This window comes from Nonomuraea polychroma (genome assembly GCF_004011505.1).
GTDB lineage: Bacteria > Actinomycetota > Actinomycetes > Streptosporangiales > Streptosporangiaceae > Nonomuraea > Nonomuraea polychroma.
In genome coordinates this window covers 4,308,815-4,334,500 of sequence record NZ_SAUN01000001.1, presented here as the reverse complement: position 1 = coordinate 4,334,500, position 25,686 = coordinate 4,308,815, and the positions used below count along the sequence as shown (strand labels likewise).

24 protein-coding genes are annotated in these 25,686 nt (G+C 70.3%); 11 read left to right on the top strand and 13 right to left on the bottom strand.

Annotated features, from left to right (window positions below; translation table 11 throughout):
- The first annotated feature begins 20 nt into the window (after positions 1-20).
- Entirely contained in the window at positions 21-212 is a 192-nt protein-coding gene (locus EDD27_RS19800; RefSeq protein ID WP_127933727.1) for a ferredoxin, read from the top strand.
- 348 nt (positions 213-560) lie between these two features.
- Here the strand turns inward: EDD27_RS19800 and EDD27_RS19790 are convergent, their stop codons facing one another.
- Positions 561-1,169, bottom strand: coding sequence for a TetR/AcrR family transcriptional regulator (locus EDD27_RS19790; protein WP_127933726.1), 609 nt, complete (start codon positions 1,167-1,169; stop codon positions 561-563).
- Between the two features lie 94 nt (positions 1,170-1,263).
- Here EDD27_RS19790 and EDD27_RS19785 point away from each other — a divergent pair, with 94 nt between their 5' ends.
- The gene (locus EDD27_RS19785) at positions 1,264-2,472 is read left to right on the top strand and encodes a cytochrome P450 (protein ID WP_127933725.1); all 1,209 of its coding nucleotides are present in this window, start codon (positions 1,264-1,266) and stop codon (positions 2,470-2,472) included.
- Here the strand turns inward: EDD27_RS19785 and EDD27_RS54370 are convergent.
- The gene (locus tag EDD27_RS54370; protein WP_164903382.1) at positions 2,439-2,606 is read right to left on the bottom strand and encodes a hypothetical protein; all 168 of its coding nucleotides are present in this window, start codon (positions 2,604-2,606) and stop codon (positions 2,439-2,441) included. The genes EDD27_RS19785 and EDD27_RS54370 overlap by 34 nt on opposite strands.
- Before the next feature lie 105 nt (positions 2,607-2,711).
- Positions 2,712-3,257: an RNA-binding S4 domain-containing protein gene (locus EDD27_RS19775; protein WP_338324649.1), complete on the bottom strand. Its 546-nt coding sequence runs from the start codon at positions 3,255-3,257 to the stop codon at positions 2,712-2,714.
- Positions 3,258-3,490: 233 nt separating this feature from the next.
- Between EDD27_RS19775 and EDD27_RS19770 the strand changes: the two genes are divergently transcribed.
- Together EDD27_RS19770 and EDD27_RS19765 are read left to right on the top strand one after the other, a co-directional pair.
- Positions 3,491-5,779, top strand: a complete 2,289-nt coding sequence (locus EDD27_RS19770) for a polysaccharide lyase 8 family protein (protein ID WP_127933724.1) — start codon at positions 3,491-3,493, stop codon at positions 5,777-5,779.
- 101 nt (positions 5,780-5,880) lie between these two features.
- Positions 5,881-6,900, top strand: a complete 1,020-nt coding sequence (locus EDD27_RS19765) for a DUF3800 domain-containing protein (RefSeq protein WP_127933723.1) — start codon at positions 5,881-5,883, stop codon at positions 6,898-6,900.
- Between the two features lie 66 nt (positions 6,901-6,966).
- Here EDD27_RS19765 and EDD27_RS19760 read toward each other — a convergent pair whose 3' ends face one another.
- From EDD27_RS19760 to EDD27_RS19750, 3 genes are all read right to left on the bottom strand, one after another.
- The gene (locus EDD27_RS19760; protein ID WP_164903695.1) at positions 6,967-7,500 is read right to left on the bottom strand and encodes a P-loop nucleotide/nucleoside kinase family protein; all 534 of its coding nucleotides are present in this window, start codon (positions 7,498-7,500) and stop codon (positions 6,967-6,969) included.
- Between the two features lie 174 nt (positions 7,501-7,674).
- Positions 7,675-8,058, bottom strand: coding sequence for a hypothetical protein (locus EDD27_RS19755; RefSeq protein WP_127933722.1), 384 nt, complete (start codon positions 8,056-8,058; stop codon positions 7,675-7,677).
- A gap of 79 nt (positions 8,059-8,137) precedes the next feature.
- Positions 8,138-8,473, bottom strand: coding sequence for a hypothetical protein (locus tag EDD27_RS19750; protein WP_164903694.1), 336 nt, complete (start codon positions 8,471-8,473; stop codon positions 8,138-8,140).
- Between the two features lie 398 nt (positions 8,474-8,871).
- Between EDD27_RS19750 and EDD27_RS19745 the strand changes: the two genes are divergently transcribed.
- From EDD27_RS19745 to EDD27_RS19720, 6 genes are all read left to right on the top strand, one after another.
- Positions 8,872-9,120: a type II 3-dehydroquinate dehydratase gene (locus EDD27_RS19745; RefSeq protein ID WP_206641525.1), complete on the top strand. Its 249-nt coding sequence runs from the start codon at positions 8,872-8,874 to the stop codon at positions 9,118-9,120.
- Positions 9,117-9,965, top strand: a complete 849-nt coding sequence (locus EDD27_RS19740; protein ID WP_206641524.1) for a shikimate dehydrogenase — start codon at positions 9,117-9,119, stop codon at positions 9,963-9,965. The genes EDD27_RS19745 and EDD27_RS19740 overlap by 4 nt, the downstream gene beginning before the upstream one ends.
- Positions 9,966-9,976: 11 nt before the next feature.
- Entirely contained in the window at positions 9,977-11,704 is a 1,728-nt protein-coding gene (locus EDD27_RS19735; protein WP_127933719.1) for a bifunctional sugar phosphate isomerase/epimerase/4-hydroxyphenylpyruvate dioxygenase family protein, read from the top strand.
- A gap of 9 nt (positions 11,705-11,713) precedes the next feature.
- Entirely contained in the window at positions 11,714-12,382 is a 669-nt protein-coding gene (locus EDD27_RS19730) for a TetR/AcrR family transcriptional regulator (protein WP_127933718.1), read from the top strand.
- 110 nt (positions 12,383-12,492) lie between these two features.
- Positions 12,493-13,800: an MFS transporter gene (locus tag EDD27_RS19725; RefSeq protein WP_127933717.1), complete on the top strand. Its 1,308-nt coding sequence runs from the start codon at positions 12,493-12,495 to the stop codon at positions 13,798-13,800.
- Positions 13,797-14,573 (top strand): N-acyl homoserine lactonase family protein, encoded by a 777-nt coding sequence (locus tag EDD27_RS19720; protein WP_127933716.1) that lies wholly within the window; start codon positions 13,797-13,799, stop codon positions 14,571-14,573. Before EDD27_RS19725 ends, EDD27_RS19720 begins: the two co-directional genes overlap by 4 nt.
- On the opposite strand, the gene EDD27_RS19715 is transcribed toward EDD27_RS19720, so the two are convergent.
- The 7 genes from EDD27_RS19715 to EDD27_RS19685 all read right to left on the bottom strand — a co-directional run bounded on the left by EDD27_RS19715 (position 14,570) and on the right by EDD27_RS19685 (position 24,705).
- Positions 14,570-16,648 carry an outer membrane protein assembly factor BamB family protein gene (locus EDD27_RS19715; protein ID WP_127933715.1) on the bottom strand — a complete coding sequence of 693 codons (2,079 nt, stop codon included), beginning with the start codon at positions 16,646-16,648 and terminating at the stop codon, positions 14,570-14,572. The two genes, EDD27_RS19720 and EDD27_RS19715, sit on opposite strands and share 4 nt — an antisense overlap.
- Before the next feature lie 102 nt (positions 16,649-16,750).
- A complete protein-coding gene (locus tag EDD27_RS19710; protein ID WP_127933714.1) occupies positions 16,751-17,452 on the bottom strand; it encodes an ABC transporter ATP-binding protein in 702 nt (233 codons plus the stop codon).
- Positions 17,449-19,242, bottom strand: coding sequence for a branched-chain amino acid ABC transporter ATP-binding protein/permease (locus EDD27_RS58330; protein ID WP_127933713.1), 1,794 nt, complete (start codon positions 19,240-19,242; stop codon positions 17,449-17,451). The genes EDD27_RS19710 and EDD27_RS58330 overlap by 4 nt, the downstream gene beginning before the upstream one ends.
- The gene (locus EDD27_RS19700; RefSeq protein WP_127933712.1) at positions 19,239-20,108 is read right to left on the bottom strand and encodes a branched-chain amino acid ABC transporter permease; all 870 of its coding nucleotides are present in this window, start codon (positions 20,106-20,108) and stop codon (positions 19,239-19,241) included. Before EDD27_RS19700 ends, EDD27_RS58330 begins: the two co-directional genes overlap by 4 nt.
- Position 20,109: 1 nt before the next feature.
- Positions 20,110-21,252 carry an ABC transporter substrate-binding protein gene (locus EDD27_RS19695; RefSeq protein WP_127933711.1) on the bottom strand — a complete coding sequence of 381 codons (1,143 nt, stop codon included), beginning with the start codon at positions 21,250-21,252 and terminating at the stop codon, positions 20,110-20,112.
- Between the two features lie 118 nt (positions 21,253-21,370).
- Positions 21,371-23,260, bottom strand: coding sequence for a thiamine pyrophosphate-binding protein (locus EDD27_RS19690; protein WP_206641523.1), 1,890 nt, complete (start codon positions 23,258-23,260; stop codon positions 21,371-21,373).
- A complete protein-coding gene (locus EDD27_RS19685) occupies positions 23,257-24,705 on the bottom strand; it encodes an aldehyde dehydrogenase family protein (protein WP_127933710.1) in 1,449 nt (482 codons plus the stop codon). The genes EDD27_RS19690 and EDD27_RS19685 overlap by 4 nt, the downstream gene beginning before the upstream one ends.
- Positions 24,706-24,950: 245 nt before the next feature.
- On the opposite strand from EDD27_RS19685, the gene EDD27_RS19680 reads away from it, so the two are divergent.
- Positions 24,951-25,682, top strand: a complete 732-nt coding sequence (locus EDD27_RS19680) for an IclR family transcriptional regulator (RefSeq protein ID WP_127933709.1) — start codon at positions 24,951-24,953, stop codon at positions 25,680-25,682.
- The last annotated feature ends 4 nt before the right edge of the window (positions 25,683-25,686 follow it).

The following is a 25,686-nucleotide window of genomic DNA, read 5'->3' as shown; positions in this document are numbered from 1 at the left end:
AAGCCCTCGGAGAGACACCCATGAACGTGCGCATCGACCCCGAACGCTGCCAAGGCCACGGCCGCTGCTACGACCTCGCCTCCGACCTCTTCGCAGAGGACGACGAAGGCTACGGCCAAGTGATCGGCGACGGCACGGTAGTCCCGAACACGGAACACCTGGCCCGCCTGGCGGTTGCCAACTGCCCTGAACGCGCCGTCGACCTTCTCTAATGCCGGACGCGCGCACGAGCTCACCACACTTGCCCGAAGCAGGCAGGCGTGGCGGCGGGCGAGACGATGGTGACCTCGTCGGAGCCGCGTCCCAGGAGACCTCGAACGTCCAGCAGCCCGCCCTCGGCAGATCGATGCCAGACGAGGCCGGGTGATCCAGCGGCTCACCTTGGCCTTCTTGCGCAGCGCGCTCTACCCGGGGACACCGCCTGGCAGGCGGCGGCCACCGCACTGCGGGAAGACCCCAATCGGCTGGGGAAGCTGCAGAGCAAGTAAGCGAGCCTCACCATGAACCGGCTCTCGTGTTACGAGATCGTGGGGCGCACCGGCACCGTGGTCACTGTCTGATCAGCAGCGGGCGGGCGGCGTCGCCGGAGGCAGGGGAGTGGCGCCGTCCGGGCGGAGGGCGTCCAGCAGGAGCACCAGGGAGCGGCGCCAGCCCTCATCCGGGCCCTCGGCCGGTCGCAGCGTGCTGAGCAGCATCACGAGCATCCGCTTCAGGTCGTCCGGCTCCAGGTCGGCGCGGACCTGGCCGGCGGCCTGGGCGTTCCGCATGAGCTGGGTGAGCGGCTGGATGAACCGGGGGGCCACGTCGGCGGTGAGCGCTCCGGCGTCCCTGGCCGTGGCGAGGATGCCCGGTTGCCCCGACGCCAGGGTCAGCACCGTCTCCAGCATGACCGACATGCCGCGCAGCGGATCCTGCTCGGCGAGCGCACGGGTGATCGCCGGCTCGATCTCCTCGCGCATCAGCTCCTCGACGACCTCGCGGACGAGCCTGTCCTTGCTCGGGAAGTGGCGGTAGAGCGTGGCGAGCCCCACGCCGGCCCGCTGGGCGATCTCCTCCAGCGTGATGCCGCCGCCGGCCTCGGCGAACGCGGCCCGGGCCGCGCGCATGATCCGCTCCGCGTTGCGGGCGGCGTCGGCGCGCCGGCGGCGAGGCGCGTCGGTACTCCTCATCCACTCAGCGTAACAGGTGAGAGTCGCATCTCACTTCGTGTGTTACGGTGAAAAATGAGAGGTTGGTGTCAGTTAAGCGAGAAGGAGCCGGCTGATGTCCGAGATCCCCACCATTCCGTTGCCGCCGCTGCACGGCGACCCGATCCCGTACCACGCCGAGGACTATCAGCGGCTGCGCGCCGAAGGGCCGGTCGTCCGCCTGCCCATCGCCACGGGCGGCCCGGACGTGTGGCTCGTCACCCAGTACGCCGAAGTCCGCAAGGTGCTCAGCGACCCGGCGCACTTCAGCAACGCCGCCCGCGGGCCGCACGGCAGGCTGGCCGACCGCTCCGATGAGTCGTTGAAGGGCTTCATCATCGGCAACCCGCTGATGTACGACCCTCCGGAGCACACCCGGCTGCGCCGCCTGCTGACCGGCCAGTTCACCGTGGCCAGGATGCGGCACCTGCGGCCGCGCATCGAGCAGATCGTGACCGAGCACCTGGACGCCATGGAGGCCGCCGGGCCGCCCGCCGACCTGGTGCAGGCGTTCTCGTTGCCGGTCCCCTCACTGGTGATCTGCGAGCTGCTCGGCGTCCCGTACGCCGACCGGGAGGACTTCCAGCGGCGCAGCAACCGGCTCCTGGACATGACGCTGGACCGGGAGGCGCACGCCGCCAACACCGCCGAGATGAACGCGTACATGTCGGAGCTGATCCGCCGCGAGCGCGCCGAACCGGGGGAGGCGCTGCTCGGCCTGCTCGTGCGTGAGCACGGCGACGAGCTGACCGACGACGAGCTGCTCGGCATCGGCAACACGCTGCTGGTGGCCGGGCACGAGACGACCGCCAACATGCTCAGCCTGGGCACGTTGCTGCTGCTGCACCGGCCGGAGCAGGCCGCCGTCATCCGCGACGAGCCCGACGCCGTCACCCCGGCAGTGGAGGAGCTGCTGCGCTACCTGTCCGTGGCGCACCGTGCCGGGCCGCCCAGGCACGCGACCGAGGACATCACGCTCGGCAGCCGCCAGATCAAGGCCGGTGACCTGTTGATCCCCTCGCTGCTGGCGGCCAACCGCGACGAGGCGTTCGTCAAGGAGCCCGACGAACTCGACGTCACCCGCGACGCCGGCGGGCACATCGCCTTCGGGCACGGCGTCCACCACTGCCTGGGCGCGCCGCTGGCCAGGGTGGAGATGCAGGTGGCCTTCCCCGCGCTGCTGCAGCGGTTCCCCGGGCTGAAGCCGGCGGCGCCGTTCGAGAGCCTCCGCTTCCGGCTGCAGTCGACCGTCTACGGGGTGGAGTCTCTGCCGGTGACCTGGTGATCAGTGCGCTCGGAGCACAGGCACCCGGCGCCCCTGCCGATCCACTCCTGGCCGTCCCACTCCGGATGCCGGGCGATCATCACGGCCTGCTTCGAGTGCTCCGACGCGACGGTGAACCGGCTGCAGTCCGACATCGAATGGGGCCAGCGGGGCAACTTCGTCGCGATGCGTACAGAACAGGAGGCGGCGCCGGCCTGGGGCGACGGCGGCGTCATCATCCCCTGGCATCTGTGGCGCACCTACGGCGACCTGCGCGTGCTGGAGCACTGCTCCGCTGGGCGCCCGAGCAGCTTCTCGATGCTGCGGCGCTCGCGTTTGGTGGGACGACCCGCGCCACGAGCGCGAACGGCCACTGTCACGGCCTCCTCGCGCGGAGGGGGCGGAGGGCTCTTGTCGACGTAGCACTCGGCGGCCACGGCGGCGCCGACGCGCTTGGTGATGATCCGAGAGACGACCACGATGCGTTCGCGCCCGTCGTGCCGGAGCCGAATCTCGTCACCGACCCGGACGGCGTGCGCGGGCTTGACCCGCACCCCGTTGACCCGGACGTGCCCGCCCCTGCAGGCGTCGGACGCGATCGAACGAGTTCTGGTCAGCCGCACCGACCAGATCCAGCTGTCCACCCGTGCGCTCACCTGATCACCTGCCACCCAGACACTGTACTGAGTGACGCGACACCCGTGGCTCGCACAAGAGCAGGCGTCGAGGGTGATGATCTGCCTGGCGTTGACGCTCCTGCCGGCGGCCTGCGGCAACGCGCCGATGCCCGCGACCGGGCCGGGCATCGGGGCATCGTGCCGTCGCCGGCGACTTCGACGGAGACGGCAACGCAGACGTGGGCGGTGCCCGTGCGCGGTGTGGCCGCCTGATTGGTCTGGGCACGCACCCCTGAGGCGGGTACCGCGCTGTTCCGGCGACGTTCGTGCGTCGGTTCCCCGTCGCAGGGTCGAAATCATCACCCCGCCTGTCGATATATGATCTTTTCTCTGGTATTTGCCCGATTGTCGGAAAGGCCTCCATGACCCACCCCCTCAGCCGGCGGTCCGCCCTGCTGGGCGTCGGGGCCGTGGCCGGCCTCGCCCTGTGGGAGGGACCGGCCGAGGCGGCCGGCACCGCCGCGTTCGACGCCGCGCGTGAGCGGTGGGTGAGCCTGCTGGCCGGCGGGTCGTACAACTGCGCCTCCTCCGGCAAGACGCAGGCGGTCGAGGGCTCGGCCAATGCGGTGCTGCGCAAGCTGAAGCCCGCCCCCGACCGCCCCAGCCTGTGGCCCGACCTGCCGCTCGAGGACCCCCGGACGGGCAACTTCAACCGCGCCTACAACCGCATGCGCACACTGGCGCTGGGCTGGGCCACGCCGGGCACCGCCATGCACCGGGACAAGCAAGTGGCCGAGACCGCGGTCAGGGCGCTGGACTTCCTGTACGAGCACGCCTACCACGAGGATCTCGACCGGCGGGGCAGCAACTGGTTCTGGTGGGAGATCGGCGTCCCCCGCTCGCTGACCGACACCTGCGCCCTGCTGTACGACGGCTTGCCCGAGGACCGCCTCGAGCGCTGGCTGCGCCCACTGCGCCGCTGGTGCCCCGACCCGGAGCGCCGCGTCAGCCACCCCGGCGTCGTCGAGACCGGCGCCAACCGGGCGGGCAAGGCCATGGCGGTGGCGATGCGCGGATTGCTCACCCACGACGCCCGCCTCATCAAGCGGGCCAGGGCCGCGGTCTCCGACCTGCTGCGGCCGACCAAAGGCCCAGGCGACGGCTTCTACCGTGACGGGTCGTTCATCCAGCACGACGTGTACCCCTACACCGGCAGCTACGGCGTGGACTACCTGGAGAGCGTGGCCAAGCTGATCGCCATGCTCGCGGAGTCGCCGTGGGAGATCGCCGGAATCGGGAACATCTACGACATCGTGGACCGCTCGTTCGTGCCGTTCATCTTCGACGGGCTGATGATGGACTGCGTACGCGGACGGCAGATCTCGGTGCAGGGCCACCGCGACTACCACTCGGGGCAGAAGGCGGTCGAGGCCATCCTCACGCTGCTGGAGGCGGCGCCCGAGCGCCATGCCCGGCGCTGGCGACCGCTGGTGAAGGGCTGGCTCACCCGCAACACGGCCATCCCCTACGACACGCCGGCATCGCCGGCGAGCATCGCACGGGCCAAGGCCCTGCTGGAGGACCTGTCGGTGCCGGTCGGCCCGCGCACGACGGGCACGTACGTCTTCGCCGACATGGACCGGGTCGTGCACCGCCGTCCCACCTGGGCGTACGCGATCGCGATGAGCTCGGAGCGCATCGGCGCGGCCGAGGCCATGAACCGGGAGAACCTGCACGGCTGGTACACCGGCGACGGCATGACCTACCTCTACACCGGCGACCTCACCCACTGGAACGATGACCTGTGGCCCACGATCGACCCGTACCGGCTGCCGGGAACGACGGTCGACACCCGCAGACGCGCCGCTCTCCCGCACGGCAAGCGCCGCCTGCCACCGACCCCGTGGGCGGGCGGCGTGGCACTCGACGGCGAGTACGGCGTGGCGGCCATGAAGCTGATCGCCGACGGCTCCTCGCTGCGGGCCAAGAAGGCGTGGTTCCTCCTCGACGACGCCGTGATCGCCCTCGGCACCGGCATCACCGCCTCCGACGGCCGCCGCATCGAGACCATCGTGGAGAACCGCAACACGCACGACAGGCATCCGCCGCTGACCCGGGGCGACGGCTGGGTCCACCTGTCCGGTGTGGCCGGCTACGCGCTGCTCGACGGCGCCGACGCGAAGGTGATCCGCAAGAAGCGCACCGGCCGCTGGCGGGACATCGACAAGGGCGCCACCACCGGAGGCGACAAGACCCCCGTCGCCAGGCACTACACGACGATCGTCATCGACCACGGCGTCGATCCGCGCAAGGCGCGCTACGCCTATGCCGTACTGCCCGGCGCCTCCATCGCGCAGACCGCGGCTTACGGCCGGCGGATCGAGATTCTCGCCAACTCCAGAGCGGTGCAGGCCATTTCCCGCGACAACGTGCTCGCCGCCGTCTTCTGGCGCGCGGGGACCGTCGAGACCGCGGATGGACCGCTCGCCGCCGACGGCCCGTGCACGCTGCTGATCCGCCGCGATCATCAGCAGGTACGGCTCGCGGTCTCCGACCCGTCCAGGACCACCGACGAGGTGAAGATCACGCTGCCCTGGCCGGTGAAATCGGTCAAGGAAGGCGACCGCAGCGTGCGCAAGGCCAAGAGCGCGGTCAAGGTGGAAGTCGGTGGCAGCCGCGGGCACGCCCACACCGCGGTGGTGCGCATCTGAACCTCCGAGGCGCTCGAAGGGCCGGCGCCTAAGACGCTCTGCCTGGTTCCGCAGACGAAACCCGGTGGCGGGAGCGGGGATCGAGAGTCGATGATGCCATCGTGAAGACGGCGCATCCCACCATCGCGCCAGTTCGCGAGATCGCCTGCGACGAGTCAGGCTGGGAGGGCGCCAACCTCGTGGCCGGGAGCTCCGACGTCATCGCGTACGCCAGCGTGCGGCTGAGCGTCGAGGCGGCCACGGAGTTCCTGCGCGAGCTCAGCGGTGGCGCCGGGCACGCGAAGCGGGAGTACAAGGCGTCGCATGTGCTCCGCGCGGATCGACGGTCCAAGGTGAAGAGTCTGCTCGGCCCGGACGGGCCTATCCACGGCCATGCCTTTGTCCATCTCACCGAGAAGGCCTACTTCGTCGTCGGCAGACTCCTCGACCTCGTCCTCGGGCAGTCCGCGGACGCGGCCAGCGCGGGCGTGGCCGCCGATCGGCGGCTCGCCGGACTGGCGACCACGCTCAACCGGGAGGGTCCCGAAGCGTTCGGCCGTGATCGGTGGCAAGCCTTCCTGGCAGCGTCCAATGCCGTCCTGCGGACGTGGAAACCCCGGAACGTGCGTGAGCCCGTGGACGCGTTCGCCGATCTGGTCGAGACGCTCGCGGAACTCGACGGAGACAGCCGCGTGGGCGCGATTCTCGACGAGCTTCGACGGGCGAGATCGGTCGCCTACGCGGCACGGGCCCGGCTCCTCGAGCACCGCACCCTGCAACCGGCTCTGGAACCCTTGATCCCCGCCCTCGCCAGGACCATTCTCCATTGGAGCCGGGGCGGCGGGATCGACGTGTCGATCGTGCACGACGAGCAGTCCGCCCTGACCGAGCGGCGCATCCGGCGGCTCGAGCGGCAACTCCTGCCACCGGGCCGCTGCCTGCGTTTCCGGCAGGTGGACTCGCGCACGGATCCGCGGGTCCAGGTGGCCGATGTGCTGGCCGGAGTCGCGCGCAGACTCGCCGCCGACGAACTCCGCGGCCGTGGTGATACAGAACTCGGTGAGTTGCTGCGCGTTTACATCGATCCGGCCTCACGTTGGTCCGACGAGCGGAGCTGGTCCCGCCTCGGCCCGGCGCGCTGATCGGCCGGCATTTGCTCGAACACCCTCCGAGAACTCCCATCGGCAAAAGGAGTAAAGGGGCCGAGCTCATGACCAGTTGGTGGCGGCGATGACGTCGCGTGCGATGTCGACAACGGAGCGGCCGTCGGTGGGGATCCGCACTACCCCCGAGGGGGCGGTGGTCTCCAAGTGCCGGGCCATGGCGGCGCTGCGGGTCAGGTGCGCGTCCAGTTGGCTACCGATCTCGCGGGCGCCGAGGCGGTGCCGGGCGGTTGCGTCGTCAGCGGTCAGGAGCACCGAGGTGATGCGGGGTGTGCCGCCCATGGCGCGGGCGATGAGATCGGGCTCCAGGACGGAAACGGTGTTGGTGTAGATCAGCCTGCGGTATCCCAGCGCGGCGTAGTTGCGCCAGAGAGCGGCGAGGTTGGCCTCGGTCAATTGGGTGCGGCTCGGATCGCCGGGTGGGGCGGGGAACGCCTGGTCCAAGTTGTCGCCCTCGATGAGGCAGTGGGCGACGTGAGCAGCCTGTAGTTGCACGGAGACTTCCCATCCGACGGTGGTCTTGCCGACCCCGGCACGGCCTCCGATGAGCAGTGCTTCGGACAGGGCGACATCGTGCACAGGCGGGCTCCAAGTGGTCAGAGGGCCGATGGCGTCTCGGCTGACGCGGGCGCTGCCACCGTGATCATCGTGTGTTCGTGAGGACACAACGAAGATCGAACGGTGGCCGCGGGCCACAGCCTAGCGCCTGAGCAGGGGGGCGATGATGCTGGTCCGCTGCCGCCCGCCCTTGCCTCAGAAGCGCTTCGTGTAGCGGGTGCCCCGGTAGTAGATCTTCACGCCGTCGGGCTCGGAGGCACTGTGCCCGAAGGAGTACTTGCCGATGTTGCGGTAGCCGGTCTTACCGGAGGCGACCGCCACATAGCCGAAGTCGGACTGCCGGTCGCGCACGATCGCGTACTTGATCGTGCTGGCGCAGCGATTGCTCACCCGGACCTGCCACTTGGGATCGGACCAACCGTCGTTGTTCAGCTTGATGCGGGTGGCTGTCACACAGGAGGGCCAGGCGGCGGCCGCCGGCTGAGCGCTCGCGGCCGGGGCCGAGCCGGTGGCGGCCTGCGCGGTCAGTGGGGCGGCGAAGAAAGTGGTGCCCGCAGCCAGCAGGGCGAGGACTCGCATCGAGTTCCTTCCGGAGTGGTGATTTTCGGCGTCGAGCCGGATCCGGTGCCGACGAGCACCAGATCCGGCCGGGACGGGGTCAGCGGATGTGGAAGTCGGGGTTGCGGGCCTTGAAGGTGCATTCACCCACGAACTTCACCGTCTTGCCGGGCTTGACGTTCTTCCAGCCGGTGCTCTTCTGCTGCGAACCATTGCCGATCATGTTCTTGCACCAGTACACCAAACGCGCCTGACCGGTCTTGTTGCCGTTGTTCCAGCACTTGCCCCAGACGGTGGTGTTGCCGGTGCCGGGGGCGTTGCACACCACCTTCGCGCCCTTCGCCGTGAGAGCGGACGCGGCCGCGGCGTGGGCGACGCCGCCGCCGAGCGATACGGCCACGGAAATCGTGCCTGCCGCGAGAGCCAGCGAGCGCATTACCTTCGACATTTCTCATTCCCTCCGTCATCGATATCCGCACCCCCGAACAGGAAAGGCGTCCGTGGCGCGTGTTCGAGTCGTCATGCTGGCACGCGGCTTTCCGGCCGGCCAAGGGATCTTTGTCCAGAGGTCGTCCAAACCTGGTGCTCGCCCCGTTGGACAAATGAAACCGCAGGTCAGGGCCACGAGACGGGCCACGGTGTCGCCGGGCCCGGTAGCCGGCACAGTCACCTTCCCGGCTGTTGTGCCGCCTGCGTTGAGTGGACCCCAGCGCGTCTGAGCCGGTGTCGGGATGCCCATGGCAGATGTATGACCACCTGGGTCCCGGCGCCGGGGCGCGAACCTAGGGCCGGCGCTCTAGCCAGCTAACTCACTAGTACGTACATTAGTGAATCATGTCCACTGTCCTGGCCCTGAACGGGCCCAACCTCGACCTTCTCGGCCGCCGCGAGCCCCACCTGTACGGTGCCGCCACGCTGGCGGACGTCGAAGCGCTCTGCCGTGACACCGCCGCCGGCTGCGGCCCGCAGGTGGACTGCCGCCAGAGCAACCACGACGCCGACGTCGTGATCTGCGGCGCGGGCGCCCACGGGTGCGCGCTGGCCCTCAAGCATCTGTCGCACCTGCTGGAAAGGGAGCAATGATGGCCTCGTTCCTGGTCGGGCTGATCGGCTCGGGCATCGGCCCCTCCCTGAGCCCGCCGCTGCACGAGCAGGAGGCCGTGCACCACGGGTTCCCCTACGTCTACCGGCTGCTCGACACCGACCGGCTCGGGCTCGACGTGGGTGAGCTGGTGCGCACGGCCCGCCGGTTCGGCTTCGACGGCCTCAACATCACCCACCCGTGCAAGCAGAGCGTCATCCCGCACCTGGACGAGCTGTCGCCGGACGCCCGCATGCTCGGCGCCGTCAACACCGTGGTCTTCGACGGCGAGCGGGCCGTCGGCCACAACACCGACTGGACGGGCTTCGCCGAGTCGTTCGCCCGCGGCCTGCCCGACGCTCCCACCCACCGCGTCGTGCAGCTCGGCGCCGGAGGCGCGGGGGCCGCCGTGGCGCACGCGATGCTCACCATGGGCGCCGACCTGGTCACGGTCGTGGACGCCGACCCGGCGCGGGCGCGTGCCCTGGCCGGCGAGCTGGCCGGCCGCTTCGGCGCCGAGCGCGCGCGCCCCGCGACCCCGTCCGAGCTGCCGGGCCTTCTGGCCGAGGCCGACGGCCTGGTGCACGCGACCCCGACCGGGATGGCCCACCACCCGGGCATGCCGCTGCCGGCCGGGCTGCTGCACCCGGGCCTGTGGGTGGCCGACATCGTCTACCGGCCGTTGGAGACGGAGCTGCTGCGGCATGCGCGGGCGCTGGGCTGCCGGACGCTCGACGGCGGGGGCATGGTCGTCTTCCAGGCCGTGCACGCCTTCCGGCTGTTCACCGGCCGGGAGCCGGACGCCGAGCGCATGCTCGCCCACCTGACCGATCTCGTCGCCGTCTGAAGGAGGAAGTGGTGCGTAAATCCATCGCCACCGTGTCGGTGAGCGGCACGCTGACCGAGAAGCTGGAGGCGATCGCCGCCGCCGGCTTCGACGGTGTGGAGATCTTCGAGAACGACCTGCTGGCCTGCCCGCTGCCGCCGGAGGAGATCCGCGCTCGCGTCGCCGACCTGGGCCTGACGATCGACCTCTACCAGCCCTTCCGCGATTTCGAGGCGGTGCCGGAGCCGGTGCTGGCCAGGAATCTGCGGCGGGCCGAGCACAAGTTCCGGCTGATGGAGCGCCTCGGCACGGACCTGCTGCTGGTCTGCTCGAACGTCTCGCCGGGTGCGATCGGCGACGACGAGCTGGCCGCCGAGCACCTGCGGCTGCTGGGCGAGCGGGCCGCCGAGCACGGCATCCGGATCGCCTACGAGGCGCTGGCCTGGGGCCGGCACGTCAACGAGTATCTGCACGCCTGGCGTGTCGTGCGGATGGCCGGCCATCCCAACGTGGGCACCTGCCTGGACAGCTTCCACATCCTCTCGCGCGGCTCCGACCCCATCGGTATCGAGGCCATCCCCGGCGAGAAGATCTTTTTCCTCCAGCTCGCCGATGCGCCGCTGCTGGCCATGGACGTGCTGCAGTGGAGCCGCCACTACCGCTGCTTCCCCGGGCAGGGCACCTTCGACGTGGCGGGGCTGGTCAGGCACGCTCTCAACGCCGGATATCCAGGGCCGCTGTCGCTGGAGGTGTTCAACGACCACTTCCGCCAGGCCGACACCAAGCGCACCGCGCGGGACGGCATGCGCTCGCTCATCGCCCTGGAAGGAGAGCTGGTGGGCGCGGCGCATCCGTCCGTTCCGTCCGGGTTCGCCTTCGCCGAGCTGGCCGACACCGGCGCGCTCGGCGGGGTGCTGTCCGCTCTCGGCTTCGCGCGTACCGGGAGACATCCCACGAAACCGGTCGAGCTGTGGGAGCAGGGCGGGGCGCGGCTGCTGCTCAACGCCACCGGCGCCGAGTCCGCCCTCATCGCCATCGGGCTGGACAGCCCCGACCCGGCAGGCGCGGTCAAGCACGCCGAGACGCTGCTGTCGCCGGTCCTGCCCCGCGAGCGCGCGCCGGAGGAGGCCCGGCTGGACGCCATCGCCGCGCCGGACGGCACCCAGATCTTCTTCTGCGACGACTCCTGGCTGTCCGACTTCGCCCCGGACGCGCGGGCCGGGGGAGAGATCACCGGCATCGACCACGTGGCGCTCACCCAGCCGTGGCACTACTTCGACGAGGCGGAGCTGTTCTACCGCTCCGTGCTCGGCCTGCGCCCGCAGGGCGGCCTCGAACTGCCTGACCCGTACGGGCTGCTGCGCAGCAAGGCCATGTCGGCCCCCGACGGCGCCGTCCGCATGGTGGTCAACATCGCCCAGGTCGGCGCCGGCGACATCGCGTGGCAGCACGTCGCGCTGGCCTGCGACGACATCCTGGCTGTCGCCCGCAGGCTGCACGCGGAGCACCCCGGCCTGCTGCTGCCGATCCCCGGCAACTACTACGACGACCTGGAGGCCCGTCACGAGGTGGATCCCGAGCTGCGTCGTCTCGGCGTGCTCTATGACCGCGACGAGGACGGGGGCGAGTTCCTGCACCTCTATACCGTCACCATGGGCCGGGTCTTCTTCGAACTCGTCCAGCGGATCGGCGGATATGACGGCTACGGGGCCGCCAACGCGCCCATCCGGCTCGCCGTGCAGCATTCCGGCGGTGACTAAGATGAGCGCGTGACCGTCTCCGCCTCCTCCCCGTCCGGCGCGGCCGATCGCCAGCGCGACGCCGAGCGCACCAAAGCGGAGATCCTGGAGGTCGCCCAGCAGAAGTTCGCCCGCCACGGCTACGCAGGGGCGCGGGTCGACGAGATCGCCGCGCGCATGCGCACCACCAAGCGCATGATCTACTACTACTTCGGCAGCAAGGAGCGGCTCTACATCGCGGTGCTGGAGAAGGCCTATGCCGAGGTCAGGGCGGTCGAGCGCACGGTCGACGTGCACCACCTGGCACCGGTGGAGGCCATCCGCACGCTGGCCGAGCTGACCTTCGACCACCACGACGCGCATCGTGACTTCATCAAGCTGGTCGCGATCGAGAACATCCACCAGGCCGAGCACATCCGCAAGTCGGAGGCGCTGGCCGGCCTCGGCACGCCCGTGCTCGACCTCATCGAGGCCATCCTCGACGCGGGCACGGCGAGCGGCGACTTCGTCACCGAGGCGGACGCCATCGACGTGCACATGCTCATCAGCTCGTTCTGCTTCTTCCGGGTGGCCAACCAGCACACGTTCGAGGCGCTGTTCGGACGCGACATGACCGCGCCCGAGCACCGCGACCGGCTGCGCCGGATGGTGGGGGAGATGATCGTCGCCTACCTCCGCGGCCAGGGCGCCGGCAGCTGATCAAGAAGAGACAAGGTCACCGATCCGCAACACCCTTGTAATGTACGAACCGGTGAGTTAGTTTTCCTGTCACCGCACTCACCCCCCATTTTCCCCGTGAGGAGCTTAACGTGACGGTACAGGGCAAACCTCGCAAAGCGGCTATAGCTGCCTGGATCGGCAGCGCCTTGGAGTACTACGACTTCTTCATCTACGGGACCGCCGCCGCCCTGGTCTTCAACAAGATCTTCTTTCCCTCCTCCTCGCCCGCCACGGGAACGCTGCTCGCGCTGGCCACGTTCGGCGTCGGCTACCTGGCCCGCCCCGTGGGCGCCTTCGTGCTGGGACACGTGGGCGACAAGTTCGGCCGCAAGCGGGTGCTGGTGACGACGCTGGTGATGATGGGCGGCTCGACGTTCCTGGTCGGCTGCCTGCCGACCTACGACCAGGTTGGCCTGCTGGCGCCGGCCCTGCTCGTGGTGCTCCGCCTGATGCAGGGCTTCTCGGTCTCCGGCGAGCAGGCCGGCGCCAACTCCATGACGCTGGAGCACGCCCCCGAGGACAGGCGCGCCTACTACACCAGCTTCACGCTCAACGGCACGCAGGCCGGGCAGATCATCGCCACGGCGATCTTCCTGCCGATCGCCGCGCTCCCCGAGGACCAGCTGCTGAGCTGGGGCTGGCGGGTGCCGTTCTGGCTGAGCGTGGTGGTGGCCGTGGTCGGGCTGGTCATCCGGCGCACGCTGGAGGAGACGCCCGCCTTCGAGCAGGAGGTCGCCACCGACACCGTGGCCAAGATGCCCCTCGCCGTGCTCTTCCGCGAGCACTGGCAGGACGTGCTGCGCGTCGTCGTCGCCGCGGTCATCGCCTCGGTGAGCACGATCTTCACCGTGCACGCCCTGTCGTACGCGGTCAACACCATGGGCCTGGAGCGCACGCCGATGTTGTGGGTGGGCGTGCTGGCCAACGTCGGCGCGGTGCTCACCATCCCGCTCTGGGGCAGGTTGTCGGACCGGGTCGGCCGCAAGCCGGTGTTCGTGGGCGGGTCGCTCGGCTGCGCGGTGCTGATGTTCGCCTACCTGTGGTCGATCTCCATCGGCAACTACGTACTGATCTTCATCGCGGGCATCGTGATGTTCGGCATCGTGCACAGCGCCACCAGCGCCGTGTGGCCGTCGTTCTACGGCGAGATGTTCACCACCCGGGTCCGTCTGTCCGGCATGGCGATCGGCACCCAGATCGGCTTCGCGATCGCCGGGTTCGCGCCCACCGTGGCCACCGCGGTGGCCGGCACCGGCCCCGAGAGCTGGCTCGGCGTCTCGGTCATCACGGCGGTGGTGTGCCTGATCAACGTGGCCGCGGTCGCGACCGCCAAGGAGACCTTCCGGGTGCCGACCGAGCAGCTCGGCGTCAAGCTCCCCGAGCGGGTGAAGGCATGAGCGGCTGGCGCGTCCACGCCGTGCGCTACGCCCAGCGCGACGCCCGGCGGGGCGAGCATTTCCACGGGTACGAGCCCGGCGGGGAGAGCTCCCATCCGACCGCCTACTACATCTGGGCGGCCGTCTCCGACCAGCACACGGTCGTGATCGACACCGGCATCGCGCCGGAACGGGCGGCGCGCGCCGAGGGCCTCGACTACCGCTGCTCGCCTGTCGAGGCCCTGGCCGAGCTGGGCGTGGCCGCCGATGCGGTCGACCACGTGGTGCTGACCCACCTGCACTACGACCACACCGGCACCGCTCACCAGTTCCCCCGGGCCCGCTACGTCGTGCAGCAGGCCGAGCTCGACTACTGGACCGGACCCTGGGCGGAGCGGATCGCCCGCGAGCGCTGGCTGCTCAACGACCACGACCTCGCCCACCTGCGCTCCGCACGCAAGGACGGGCGGGTGCGGATGGTGGACGGCGACGCGTTCGTGGTGCCCGGCCTGAGTGTGCACCTGGTCGGCGGGCACACGGCAGGCATGCAGGTGGTACGGGCCGAGACGGCCCGCGGCCACGTGGTGCTGGCCTCGGACGCCAGCCACTTCTACGAGAACATCGAGAGCGACCGGCCGTTCCCGATCCTGCACAGCATGCCCGGCATGTACGGTGCCTTCGACCGCATCAAGGAGCTGGCCGACGGCCCCGAGCTGGTGGTCGCCGGCCACGATCCGCTGGTGCTCGAACGTTTCCCGCTGCTGGGCACCGACGTCGCCGAGATCGCGCCTTAGGCGGGCAGGACCTCGATCTTGCCTGTCGGGCGTGGGCTGTGGGAGTCGTTGAAGAAATACTCGCCGGGCTTCGTGAAGGTGTACTGGAACGACTCGCCCGGCTTGAGCCGTACGTCGAAGAGCCCCTCGAAGAACTGGGTGGCCCCGTGGACGTGCACGTTGTCAGGCGGGTTGACGAAGGTCACCGTGGTGCCGACCGGCACCCGCACATGAGTCGGGGCCATGGCGTTGACCGCCGTCGACTCCACGGTCCCGACCTGCCCGTTCTGGTAGGTGCGGGCGAGCACGACGGTGTTGTTCACGGCGCTGCCGTCCACCGGGCCGCCGGAGACCGGGCGGCGGATCACCGGGGCGGGCGGGGTGGCCGCCGGAGGCACGTCTCCGCCCAGCTTGAAGGCCCACAGATGGTCGCCGCGCGGCGCCGAGTTGCCGTAGGGGATGCCGGTGCCGCCCGCGTACACGGCGAGGTACTGCTCGCCGTCGATCTCGTAGGAGATCGGGCTGCTGCTGACGGCGGCGCCGGTCTGCCAGCGCCACAGCTCGCGGCCGTCGCGGGCGTCCAGGCAGAGCAGGTTGCCGTCGGGCTGGCCGATGAACAGCAGGTCGGTGGCGGTGGTGAGGATTCCGTTGCCGTGGGCCAGCGAGTACGGCATGTTCTTCTTCCATCGCACCCGATTGGTGCTCGGGTCCACCGCCACGATGCCGCCGGTCATGTACTCGCCGGGCGGGCGCAGCCCGTTCGACGCCTCGGTCAGGGAATGGGCGGCGGCCACGTAGCCGAAGCCCGTGTACACCAGGCGGGTGCTGTGGCTGTAGGACTGGTGGTTCCAGTCGGCGCCGCCGCCGTGGCCGGGAATGGTGAGGATCGGCTCGTCCCAGTGCGGCGTGAACAGCGAGCCGATCGTGTAGTTGGGCACGGCACGATGCGGGGCGCCGGGGATCTCGGTGCCGAGCGGCTGCCACACCGGCTTCAGCTCCGTCCAGCCGCCCTGGCGCGGGAAGGGCTGCGTGGGCCAGGTCTTCTGGCGGGGCTCCTGCGGGACCGGCAGCTCGTCGATGCCGAGCGGGGCCGAGCCGTTGGCGCGGTCGAGAATGTAGTACATGCCGGTCTTGCTGCCGTACACGACGAGCTTGCGCATCCGTCCGCTGATGCGGGCGTCGACCAGGACCGGGGCCATGACGTTGTCCATGTCCCAGATGTCGTGGTGGATGGACTGGAAGTGCCAGCGGTAGGCGCCGGTCTTCAGGTCCATCGCCACGATCGAGTTGGCGAACAGGTTCTGGCCGCCGCGCTCGGAGCCGTCCTGGGAGGACTTGCTGCCTCGCGCGTTGCCGAACGTCCAGTAGACCAGGCCCAGCTCCGCGTCGATGGCACAGTGCATCCACGGAGTCGCCCCGCCGGTCTGCCAGGAGTCGCCCTCCCAGGTGTCGCCGCCGACCTGGCCGGGGCTTGCCGTGCCCCAGAAGTGCCAGACGAGGTCGCCGTTGTCGGCATTGAAGGCGAGGGCGGCGCCGCGCGGGCCGTCGTTGGTGCCGCAGTAGAGCATGCCGTCGTGGTAGGTGACGGCGACCTTCTCCAGGTTGCCGTAGCCGTTGTGCTGGCGCTCCCAGACCACCTGGCCGCTCTTCTGGTCGAGGGCGATCAGCCAGTTGTCGTTGGCGCAGGTGAACACCTTGTCCGCGCCGACCGCCACGCCGCGGCGGGTGACCGAGCCGCGGGTCTGCTCGTACTTCCAGATCGTGGCGCCGGTGCGGCCGTCCACGGCGACGACGTTGCCCACGGCCGACTCGACGTACAGGACGCCGTCCACCGCCACGGCCGTGCTCTGGCTGTTGCCCGCCATGAGCCCGCCCTCGATGTGGTTGACCCAGGCTCCGCGCAGCCGCCTGACGTTGCCGCGGTGCAGGCCGCCCAGCGCGCTGTAGTTCTGGTTGGCCAGGTTGCCGCCGACCTTCGGGAAGTTCCGGGCGGAGCGGCCGCTGGCCGCGGTGGCCGGCGCCTGCCCGGCGCCCGCGAGCGCGACGGCAGCGACGGCAGCGACGGCACCCGCGAGTAAATCTCTCCGACGAACCATAACCAATTCCCTTTCGCGTTCCACGACGTGGACTGGTGAATCTGCTTCATGGGCGCGCACCGTGGCGGCCCGGGCTCCCTCAGGTCCTTCAGCCGGGGACCGTCATAGGCCGAGGTAGATGTGCCGGACCTGGGGGTCGTCGCGCAGCTCCGCCGACGTCCCCGTGGCGGCGATCTCGCCGTTCTCCATGATCAGGCAGGTGCTGGTGACGTCGAAGGTCAGCTTGGCGTTCTGCTCGACGAGCAGGATGGCCAGGCCGTCGGCGTTGAGCTTCTTGAGCACGGCGGCGATGTCGGTGACGAGTTTGGGCGACAGGCCCATGGAGGGCTCGTCGAGCAGCATCACCTTCGGCCGGCACATCAGCGCCCGGCCCACGGCCAGCATCTGCTGCTGCCCGCCGGACAACGCGCCGGCCAGCCGGTGGCGCATCTCGCCCAGCACGGGGAACAGCTCGTACACCTCGTCGATGGGGGTGTGTTTCCAGCTGCTCGTGTACGCCCCGAGCAGGAGGTTCTTCTCGACGGTGAGGCCGGGGAAGACGTGCCTGCCCTCCGGGACGTAGCCCATGCCGTGCCGGACCAGGGTGTGCGCGGGCGCGCGCAGCAGGTCGTGCTCCCCGAAGCGGATGGCCTTGGCCTGCCGCGGCGCCAGGCCCATGATCGCCTTGAGGGTGGAGGACTTGCCGGCCCCGTTCGCGCCGATGATGCCGAGCGACTGGCCGGGTTCCACGGTGAAGGACACGTCGTGGGCGGCCCGGACACCGCCGTAGTGCACCGAGAGTTCTTCCACGGTCAGCGTGGTCATCGGGTCGCCTCCTCGACGGCGGCTTCGGTGGGGGCGTCCATGGAGTCGCCGAGGTAGGCGGCGACCACGTCCGGGTGCACGGCGACGTCGGCCGGTTGCCCGTCGGCGATCACCTTGCCGCTGGACAGCACGGTGACCTGGTCGCACAGGGACATGACGAGGCCCATGTTGTGCTCGATGATGATCACGGTGACGCCCGAGTCCCTGATGGAGCGGACGATCTCGGCGAGCCGGCGCACCTCCTCGCCGTTCATTCCGGCGGCGGGCTCGTCGAGCAGCAGCAGGCTGGGGGACATGGCCATGGCGCGGGCCAGCTCGATGCGGCGCTGGATGCCGTAGGGGAGCGAGCGCGGCTCGGCGTCGGCGACCTCGGTGAGCCCGAACCGCTCGATGAGCTCCTCGGCTCGCCGGTGCAGCGCCCGCTCGTAGCCCAGCACCTTCCACGGCAGGCCGGGATAGCGCCAGATCCACGAGGTGCGGGTGCGGTCCAGGCCCAGGAGGATGTTCTCGCGCACACTGAGGTCCTCGAACAGGCGCAGGTTCTGGAACGTGCGGGCCACGCCGCGCTGCGAGAGCCGGTACGGCGCCAGCCCGGTCACGTCCCGCCCGCCCAGCAGCACCGATCCCTGCGTGGGGTCGTAGAAGCCGCTGATCACGTTGAACAAGGTCGTCTTACCCGAGCCGTTCGGCCCGACGATGCCGCGGATCTCGCCGGTGGGCACGGTGAGCGACACCCGGTCGAGCGCCACCAGGCCCTTGAACCGCTTCGTCACCTCCCGGACCTCCAGCGCGACCTCCTCGGACGAGGCAGGCGCGGCGTCGTAGGGCCGGAACGGGCCGAGCTGGGCCCGCGAGCCGCCGCCCCGCTTGCGCAGCAGGGACCGGAGCTGCCCGGGAAGGCCCGCCAGGCCCTTGGGCGCGAACACCACCACGAGCACGACCACGAGGCCGTAGCCGAGCTGGGCGTAGCCCGAGGCGTCCAGCAGCGCCTCCCTGACCAGCGCCAACGCGACGGCCCCGACGACGCAGCCCAGGATGCTGCTGCGGCCGCCGATGATCACCATGGCGAGCAGCAGGAACATGTTGGCGATGTTGAACGACTCGGGCGCCACGAAGCGGATCAGCCCGGCGTACAGGACCCCGGCCAGGCCGCCGTACAGGCCGGACAGCACGAACGCGGTCATCCGCAGCAGCGGGATCTCCGCGCCCAGCGCCCCGGCGGCCAGGTCGTCGTCACGCATCGCGCGCAGCCGCCGGCCCAGCGGCGAGCGGGTCACCAGCAGCGCGAAGGCCAGCGCGAGGGCGAAGACGATGAGCTCGACGTAGTAGAAGAGGTAGCCGCTGGACAGGTCGATGCCGAACATCGGCGGGACCGGGATGTCGCTGATGCCCTCGGCCCGGCCGGCGATGTGGGCGTTGGTGACCCAGTTGGTGAAGGCCAGGGCCAGGCCGAGCGTCACGATGCCGAGGTAGTGCGACTGCATGCGCAGCGCCGGGATGCCCACCAGCACGCCGAACACCACGGCGACCAGCAGCGCCAGCGCGGCGGCCGTCCAGAAGCCGAACCCGGCCTGCGTGGTGAGGATGGCGACCGTGTAGGCGCCGACGCCGAAGAAGGCGACCTGGGCCAGGTTGATCTGCCCGGCGACGCCCATGGTCAGGCCGAGGCCGATGGCCAGGATCGCGAAGATGATCGCCACGTCGGCGACGTGGATGGCGTAGCCGCCCAGGCCGTAGGGGAGCAGCCACGCGGCCACGGCCAGGGGCACGAGCCATGCGAGAGGTTTCATGCGCGGTTCACCGTTGCCTCTCCGAAGATGCCGGTGGGGCGGATCATGACGATGACGGCGAAGACCAGGAACGTGACGAGTTCGGAGTACTCCTGGAAGTTGCCGGCGGCGAAGGCGTCGAGCAGGCCGAAGGCCAGGCCGCCGACGATCGCGCCGGGCATGCTGCCGAAGCCGCCCAGCATGGCCGCGGCGAAGCCCTTGATGCCGAGTGTGCCGCCCATGGTGGGGTTGACGTACAGCATGGGCCCGATGAGGCTGCCGGCCAGCGCCGCCAGGCCCGCCCCGATCGCGAAGGCCATGGCGTTGCTGCGGCCGACGTGGATGCCGACCGCGGTGGCCGCCTGGTGGTCCATGGCGACCGCCTGCATGGCCGCGCCGCGCTTGGTCCGCTGCAGGAACAGCGCCAGCAGGCCGGTCGCCGCCGCCGCCACGGCGATGACGACCAGGTTGTAGGTGGGGATGCGGATGCCGCCGAGATCGATCGGCCCGGTCGCGACCGGCGACGGCACGGCGTGCCCGGTGGCGCCCCAGACGAGGACCGCCCCCGCCTCCAGCACGGCGCCGAAGCCGATCGTGCCGATCAGCATCAGCGTGAAGTCCTTGTTCTCCAGCGGGCGCAGGAAGCGCTCGATCACCAGGCCGATCAGTGCGGTAACCACGATCGCCACGACGATCGCCACGGCGAAGGGCAGCTTGCTGGTCATGTAGAACGTGGAGGCGGCGTACGCGCCGATCATCACGACGCTGCCGTGGGCGAAGTTGACCAGGCCCATGGTGCGGTAGACGATCGAGAAGCCCATGGCGACGAGCGCGTACACCGCTCCGAACGTGACCCCGCCGATCAGAGTCTGAAGGAAGACGTGCACGTCAGCTCGCGGCCTCGGGCACGACCTTGCCGTCCTTGACCAGGCCGATCTTGGTTTCGTGGATGCCGACCCCGTTGGCGTCGTAGTTGTAGTCGCCGAGCAGCCCGGCGCGCTTGACGCCGCGGATGGCGTCGGCCAGCTTCTGTCCGCCCTCGCCGTTGGTCTGCTTGAGCGCCTCGATGAGGATCGACGCGCCGTCGTAGGCCTTGGCGACGTGCATGCGGGCCTCCTCGTTGTAGGCGGCCTTGTACTTGGCGGCGAATTCCTTGATCGGCTCGCTGGCCTCGTTGCTCAGGTACGGTGAGCTGACCACCGAGCCCTCGGCGTTCTTCAGCCCGGCCGTGGTGGCGTACACGTCGGTGCCCATCGGGGCGCCGCCCGCGAAGACCGCCTCGATGCCGAGCTCGCGGGCCTGCTTGGCGATCAGCCCGGACTGGACCTCCTCGGCGCCGATGAACAGCACGTCCGGGTCCTGCTCGCGGATCTTGGCGAGGTTGGAGTTGAAGTCCTTCTGGTCGGGGGTGACGACCTCGTCGGCGACCGGGGTGACGTTTCTGGTCTTGAGCGAGGTGAGGAACGCGTCGTGCTCGCCGGCGCCGTACGCGCCGTTGTTGCTGATCAGAGCGATCTTCTTGTGACCCTTCTCGTCCACGAGGTATTCGGCGAGCGTCTCGTCGAAGGTGACGCTGGTCGGCGCGTTGAGGAAGAGGAACGGGCTCTTCAGCTCGGCGAGCTTGGGCGACTGTCCCGAGGTGATGTTCGGGATCTTGGCGTCCTTGAGTATGGGTGCCATGGCGAGCGTGACCGCGCTCTCCGCGGTGCCGAGCATCGCGATGTAGCCCTCCGCGGCGATCTTCCTGGCCACGTTCGTGCCGACGGTGGGGTCACCCTGGCTGTCGAAGAGGTCGAGCTTGATCTGCCGGCCGTTGACGCCGCCGGCCTTGTTGGCCTCGTCGATGGCGAGCTTGACGCCCTTGTGCTCCCACTGGCCGAGCGAGCTGAGCTGGCCGCTCTGTGCGTTGACGTTGGCGATCTTGATGGGGCCGGTGGCGCCGGCCCCGGTCTCGGCCTGCTGGCCGGGCGGGGCGCACGCGGCGAGCGCTATCAGAGCCGCGGCTGCGATGGAGAATCTCGTGAAACGCACGGTTCACCTCGTAGGGGGGTAGGTGAGAGTTAATTCACGGACTAGTACGTTCGTTATAGCGTCAGGATGCGACTCAGGGAATAGCGAACGTGCAACGGTTTCCGCCGGGTCAGTCGGTTCAGTCGGCGAAGAGGCCCTGGTAAATGTCCTTGATGTTCCAATGGCCGGGCGTGGGCACCGGCTCGTTCACCATCGGGACGTCGATCACCGCGGGACGCCGGTTCGCGACGGCCGTGCGGAGGGCCGCTCCGAGGGCGGCGGGCGTGGTGACGGTGTGCCCGTCGGCGCCGCACGCCTGCGCGAACGCAGCGAAGTCCGGGCTGTAGGGCCGCCCGGCGGGGTCGGTGAAGTCGCAGCCGTGGCTGCGGCCGAAGTGCGCCGACTGCAGGTCGGAGATCGTGCCGTGGGACCGGTTGTTCATCACCACGAAGATCACCGGGGCGCCCTGCTCGACCGCGAGCGGCACGGCGGGCAGCTGCGCGCTCATGCCGCCGTCGCCGATGAGCGCGACCACGGTCCTGCCGGGCTGGGCGAGCTGGACGCCGACTGCGGCGGCCGGCCCGAAGCCCATGGTGGAGGCGCCTCCCGGCGTGATGAAGCGGCCCCCGGCAGGCAGTTCGTAGCACTGGGCGACGCCGTTCTTGTTCCAGCCGACGTCGGTGACCAGGACCGCGTCGGCCGGGATCGCGTCGCGCAGGTCGGCCAGGATGCGTTCGGGTCGCAGCGGGAAGTCCTCGCTCCGCCCGCGTTCCCGGCTGTCCGTGAACAGCCCCGTGCGGGCCCGCTCGATCTGCCGCCGCAGCTCTGGCCGGCTGCGCGGGGCGTGGGACTCGGCGGCGTCGGCGATCGCCTTGACCGCGAGCGCCACGTCGGCCACCGCGCCGATCTCCGCCGGGTAGTTGCGGCCGATCTCGGCCGGGTCGATGTCGATCTGGATGAGCGTGCCCGCCGAGAAGTCCCAGGTGAAGCGGGGGTCCCACGAGCTGGCGTCGGTCTCGGCGAACCGGGTGGCGAGGGCCAGCACGACGTCGGCCGCGCGGGCGTAGGTGTTGGTCAGCTCCAGGCCCCAGAACCCGGGCATGCCGAGCACCAGCGGGTGGGCGTCGGGGACGGTGCCCTTGGCCATGAGCGAGTGCGCGATCGGGATGTCCAGGTGCTCCGCCAGGGAGATCAGCGCCGCGGTGCTCGATGTCGCCGGGTCCGCGACGGTGCTCGATGTCGCCGGGTCCGCGACGGTGCTCGATGTCGCCGGGGCCGCGACGGTGCTCGATGTCGCCGGGTCCGCGACGGCGTCCTCGCGTAGCCCGCCGCCCACGTAGATGAGCGGACGCTCGGCGGTTGCCAGCCGGGCGGCGATCAGCTCGGCCGTGGCCTCGGGCAGGTCGGGCGGGGCCGCGTGGCTGATCGCCGGGTACGGCGCGGCCGGCCGGGAGAAGACGTCCATCGGCACGTTGACCAGCACGGCGCCGGGACGGCCCGAGGTCGCCGTCCAGAAGGCGCGCTCCACGGCCCGGCCCAGGTCCTGGGTGCGGTGCACGTTCCAGGCCCGCTTGACGAAGGGCCGGAAGACGCTCGCCTGGTCGGCATCGGCGTGCAGGTTGATCTCCTGGTGGGGGTGGCGGCCGTGGTAATAGGAGGGGATGTCGCCGGAGATCACCACCATCGGCACCGAGTCCAGCGCGGCGGTCATGACGCCGGTCGTGGCGTTCGTCAGGCCCGGCCCGACGTGCACCAGGAGGACGCCCGGCTTGCCGGAGGCGCGGGCGTAGCCGTCGGCGGCGTGCGCCGCGGCCTGCTCGTGGCGGGCGATGACGAACCTGATGCGGCTGTCGGCCAGCGCGTCCAGCACGGCGATGTTGGTGTGGCCGCAGGTGCCGAAGACGTACTCGACGCCGAGGTCCTCGAGCTGCGCGACGAGCGCGTGAGCCGCTGTGGTGTCGTGGCCTCCTTCGCCGGCCTCGACACCAAGGTGACTGTGCTTATTGGTGCCCACACTGCGTTCGGTCACTGGTCTCCCCAAATGGTCAGCCCCCTGAGCAGCAGGGTCTTGGTCACGGTGAAGTCCTCGATCATCCAGCGGGGAGATTCGCGGCCGATGCCGGAGTCCTTCACGCCGCCGAACGGGACGTGGTCGAGGCGGAAGTTGGACGAGCCGTTGACGACGAGGCCGCCGACCTCCAGCTCGCGCCAGGCGGTGACGACGCGGCGCAGGTCGTGAGTGAACAGCCCGGCCTGCAGCCCGTACGTGCTGCGGTTGCACTCCTCCAGCACTCCGTCGAAGTCGTCGTAGGGGAGCACCGCGACCAGCGCGCCGAACACCTCCTCACGCACGACCCTGGCCTCGGTGGGCGGGGCGACCACGACGGTCGGCGCCATCACGGCGCCCTCACGCGTGCCGCCGGTCGTCACCCGGGCGCCCTGGCCGGCCGCCTCGGCGGTCCAGCGGACCACTCGCTCCGCCGCGTCGTCGTCCACCATCGAGCCGACGTCGGTACGCGGATCGAGGGGGTCGCCGACGACCAGGGACTTCACCTCCGCCGTCAGCGCGTCGGCGAACTCCTCGAAACGGCTGCGCTGGACGTAGACGCGCTGGACCGAGATGCAGCTCTGGCCGGAGTTGCTGTAGCCGGTGCGGGCGCACACCCGCGCCGCCTCGGCGACGTCGGCGTCCTCGCAGACGATGGTCGCGGCGTTGCCGCCGAGTTCGAGCAGCACCCGCTTCGGCCCGGCGGCGTGGGCGACGGCGTGACCGGCCGTGACGCCGCCGGTGAAGCTGACGACGGCGATCTCCGGCGCGGCGCACAGCCGCGCGCCCACGTCACCGCCCCCGTGCAGGATCTGCACCGCCTCCGCGGGCATCCCGGCATCCAGCAGCAGCGTCACCAGCGCCGTGGAGACCGCGGGCGCCTGCGGCGGCGGCTTGACGATCGTGGTGTTGCCGGCCGCGAAAGAGGCGGCGAGCTTGTGCGCCAGGAGGTTAGCCGGGGCGTTGAACGGCGTGATCGCCAGCACCGGGCCCGCCGGGGCCCGCTGGGTGATGGCGGTGTTGCCGACCCCGCGGCCCCAGCCCGCCACGGGCAGCACCTCGCCGCCGATCATCCTGGCCTCGGCGGCGGCGACGGACAGGGTGTCGGCCACGCGCAGGATCTCGCCACGCCCGTCCTTGAGCGGCTTGCCCAGTTCGAGGGCCAGCAGCCGGGCCAGCTCCTCGCCGCGCTCGGTGACCAGGGCGGCGGCACGTTCCAGGATGCCGGCCCGGGTGGCGGGCGCCAGTCGCGCCACGGCCCTGGCCGCCCGCCGGGCGTAGGCCAGGGCCGTGGCGATGTCGTCGTCCTGCGCGATCCGCGCCCGGCTGACGGTCTCGCGGACATAGGGGCCGATGCGGTCGTCGTACGTGCCGTCGGTCAGCCACTCGCCGGCGACTAAGCACCCTGCTTCGTGGATGGTGTTCATTGGTGACTCCCATAATCCGTGCAGTGGTTCTGAAAACCCGCACAGTGGATTGCCTCACGGTATGAGCACCGCGAACGTTCTGGCAAGAGGGCCAAGAAATCCGCTTGATGGAGCATGTGGACCACCAAGCGGACTGGGTGTTAGCGTACGGACCACGTGAGAAGGTGAGCAGCAGGTTCACCTTCGACCCCTAGTGAGGACCCGTGCCTTCGAACATTCCTGGAGCACCGGAGGAGAGCGGGGGCGTGCGCAGCGTCCAGCGCGCCTTCGACATCCTCTCGCTTCTCACCGAGGACCGGCGGACCCTGACGATCCGCGAAGTCGTCGACGAGACGGGCCTGGCCAAGACCACGGCGCTGCGCCTGCTCCAGACCCTGGAACACATGGGGCTGCTCTGGGCGACCCCCAAGGGCTACACGGCCGGACCCGCGCTGTGGCGCTGGGCGCACCTGGCCCGCTCGGCGTGGGAGCTGCCGCCGGAGACCGTCCAGCTCATGCGCGAGCTGGGCGCCCGGCACCGCGAGACTGTCAACCTCTACGTGCTGCGCGGCGTCCATCGCATCTGCATCGCCCAGCAGGAGAGCCCGCAGCCGCTCCGTCACGTGGTACGGGTCGGCGACGAGCTGCCCCTGTGGGCGGGCGCCTCCTCCAAGATCCTGCTCAAGGACGCCCCGGAGCGGTTGCTCGCCCGGGTGGCCCGGTCCTCGCCTCATGGCGAGGCGCACGTGGCGACGCTGCGGGAATGGATCGAGCAGGCGGCCCGCGACGGGTACGCGGTCAGCCACGGCGAACGCGAGCCCGGCCTGTCGGCGGTGGCCGTTCCGGTCACGGGCGGCTCGCGGGCGACCGTGGCGGCGCTGACGCTGAGCGGCCCCACGGTCCGCTTCACCGACGACCGCGTCCAGGAGTTCACGGCGGATCTGCGTGAGGCGGCCAAGCGCATGTCGGAGCGCGGGTTCGACCATCCTCTGACTTGACTCT

Bases quoted from the DNA above. Each gene is read 5' to 3' on its own strand.
- EDD27_RS19770 (WP_127933724.1), top strand. From the start codon at position 3,491: ATGACCCACCCCCTCAGCCGGCGGTCCGCCCTGCTGGGCGTCGGGGCC.
- EDD27_RS19775 (WP_338324649.1), bottom strand. From the start codon at position 3,257: ATGCCCGGCCCGGTCGCGGGCATCGGCGCGTTGCCGCAGGCCGCCGGC.
- EDD27_RS19720 (WP_127933716.1), top strand. From the start codon at position 13,797: ATGAGCGGCTGGCGCGTCCACGCCGTGCGCTACGCCCAGCGCGACGCC.
- EDD27_RS54370 (WP_164903382.1), bottom strand. From the start codon at position 2,606: ATGTCGGACTGCAGCCGGTTCACCGTCGCGTCGGAGCACTCGAAGCAG.
- EDD27_RS19715 (WP_127933715.1), bottom strand. From the start codon at position 16,648: ATGGTTCGTCGGAGAGATTTACTCGCGGGTGCCGTCGCTGCCGTCGCT.
- EDD27_RS19685 (WP_127933710.1), bottom strand. From the start codon at position 24,705: ATGAACACCATCCACGAAGCAGGGTGCTTAGTCGCCGGCGAGTGGCTG.
- EDD27_RS19800 (WP_127933727.1), top strand. From the start codon at position 21: ATGAACGTGCGCATCGACCCCGAACGCTGCCAAGGCCACGGCCGCTGC.
- EDD27_RS19790 (WP_127933726.1), bottom strand. From the start codon at position 1,169: ATGAGGAGTACCGACGCGCCTCGCCGCCGGCGCGCCGACGCCGCCCGC.
- EDD27_RS19750 (WP_164903694.1), bottom strand. From the start codon at position 8,473: ATGCGCTCGCTGGCTCTCGCGGCAGGCACGATTTCCGTGGCCGTATCG.
- EDD27_RS58330 (WP_127933713.1), bottom strand. From the start codon at position 19,242: ATGAAACCTCTCGCATGGCTCGTGCCCCTGGCCGTGGCCGCGTGGCTG.
- EDD27_RS19710 (WP_127933714.1), bottom strand. From the start codon at position 17,452: ATGACCACGCTGACCGTGGAAGAACTCTCGGTGCACTACGGCGGTGTC.
- EDD27_RS19745 (WP_206641525.1), top strand. From the start codon at position 8,872: ATGTCCACTGTCCTGGCCCTGAACGGGCCCAACCTCGACCTTCTCGGC.
- EDD27_RS19740 (WP_206641524.1), top strand. From the start codon at position 9,117: ATGATGGCCTCGTTCCTGGTCGGGCTGATCGGCTCGGGCATCGGCCCC.
- EDD27_RS19785 (WP_127933725.1), top strand. From the start codon at position 1,264: ATGTCCGAGATCCCCACCATTCCGTTGCCGCCGCTGCACGGCGACCCG.
- EDD27_RS19755 (WP_127933722.1), bottom strand. From the start codon at position 8,058: ATGCGAGTCCTCGCCCTGCTGGCTGCGGGCACCACTTTCTTCGCCGCC.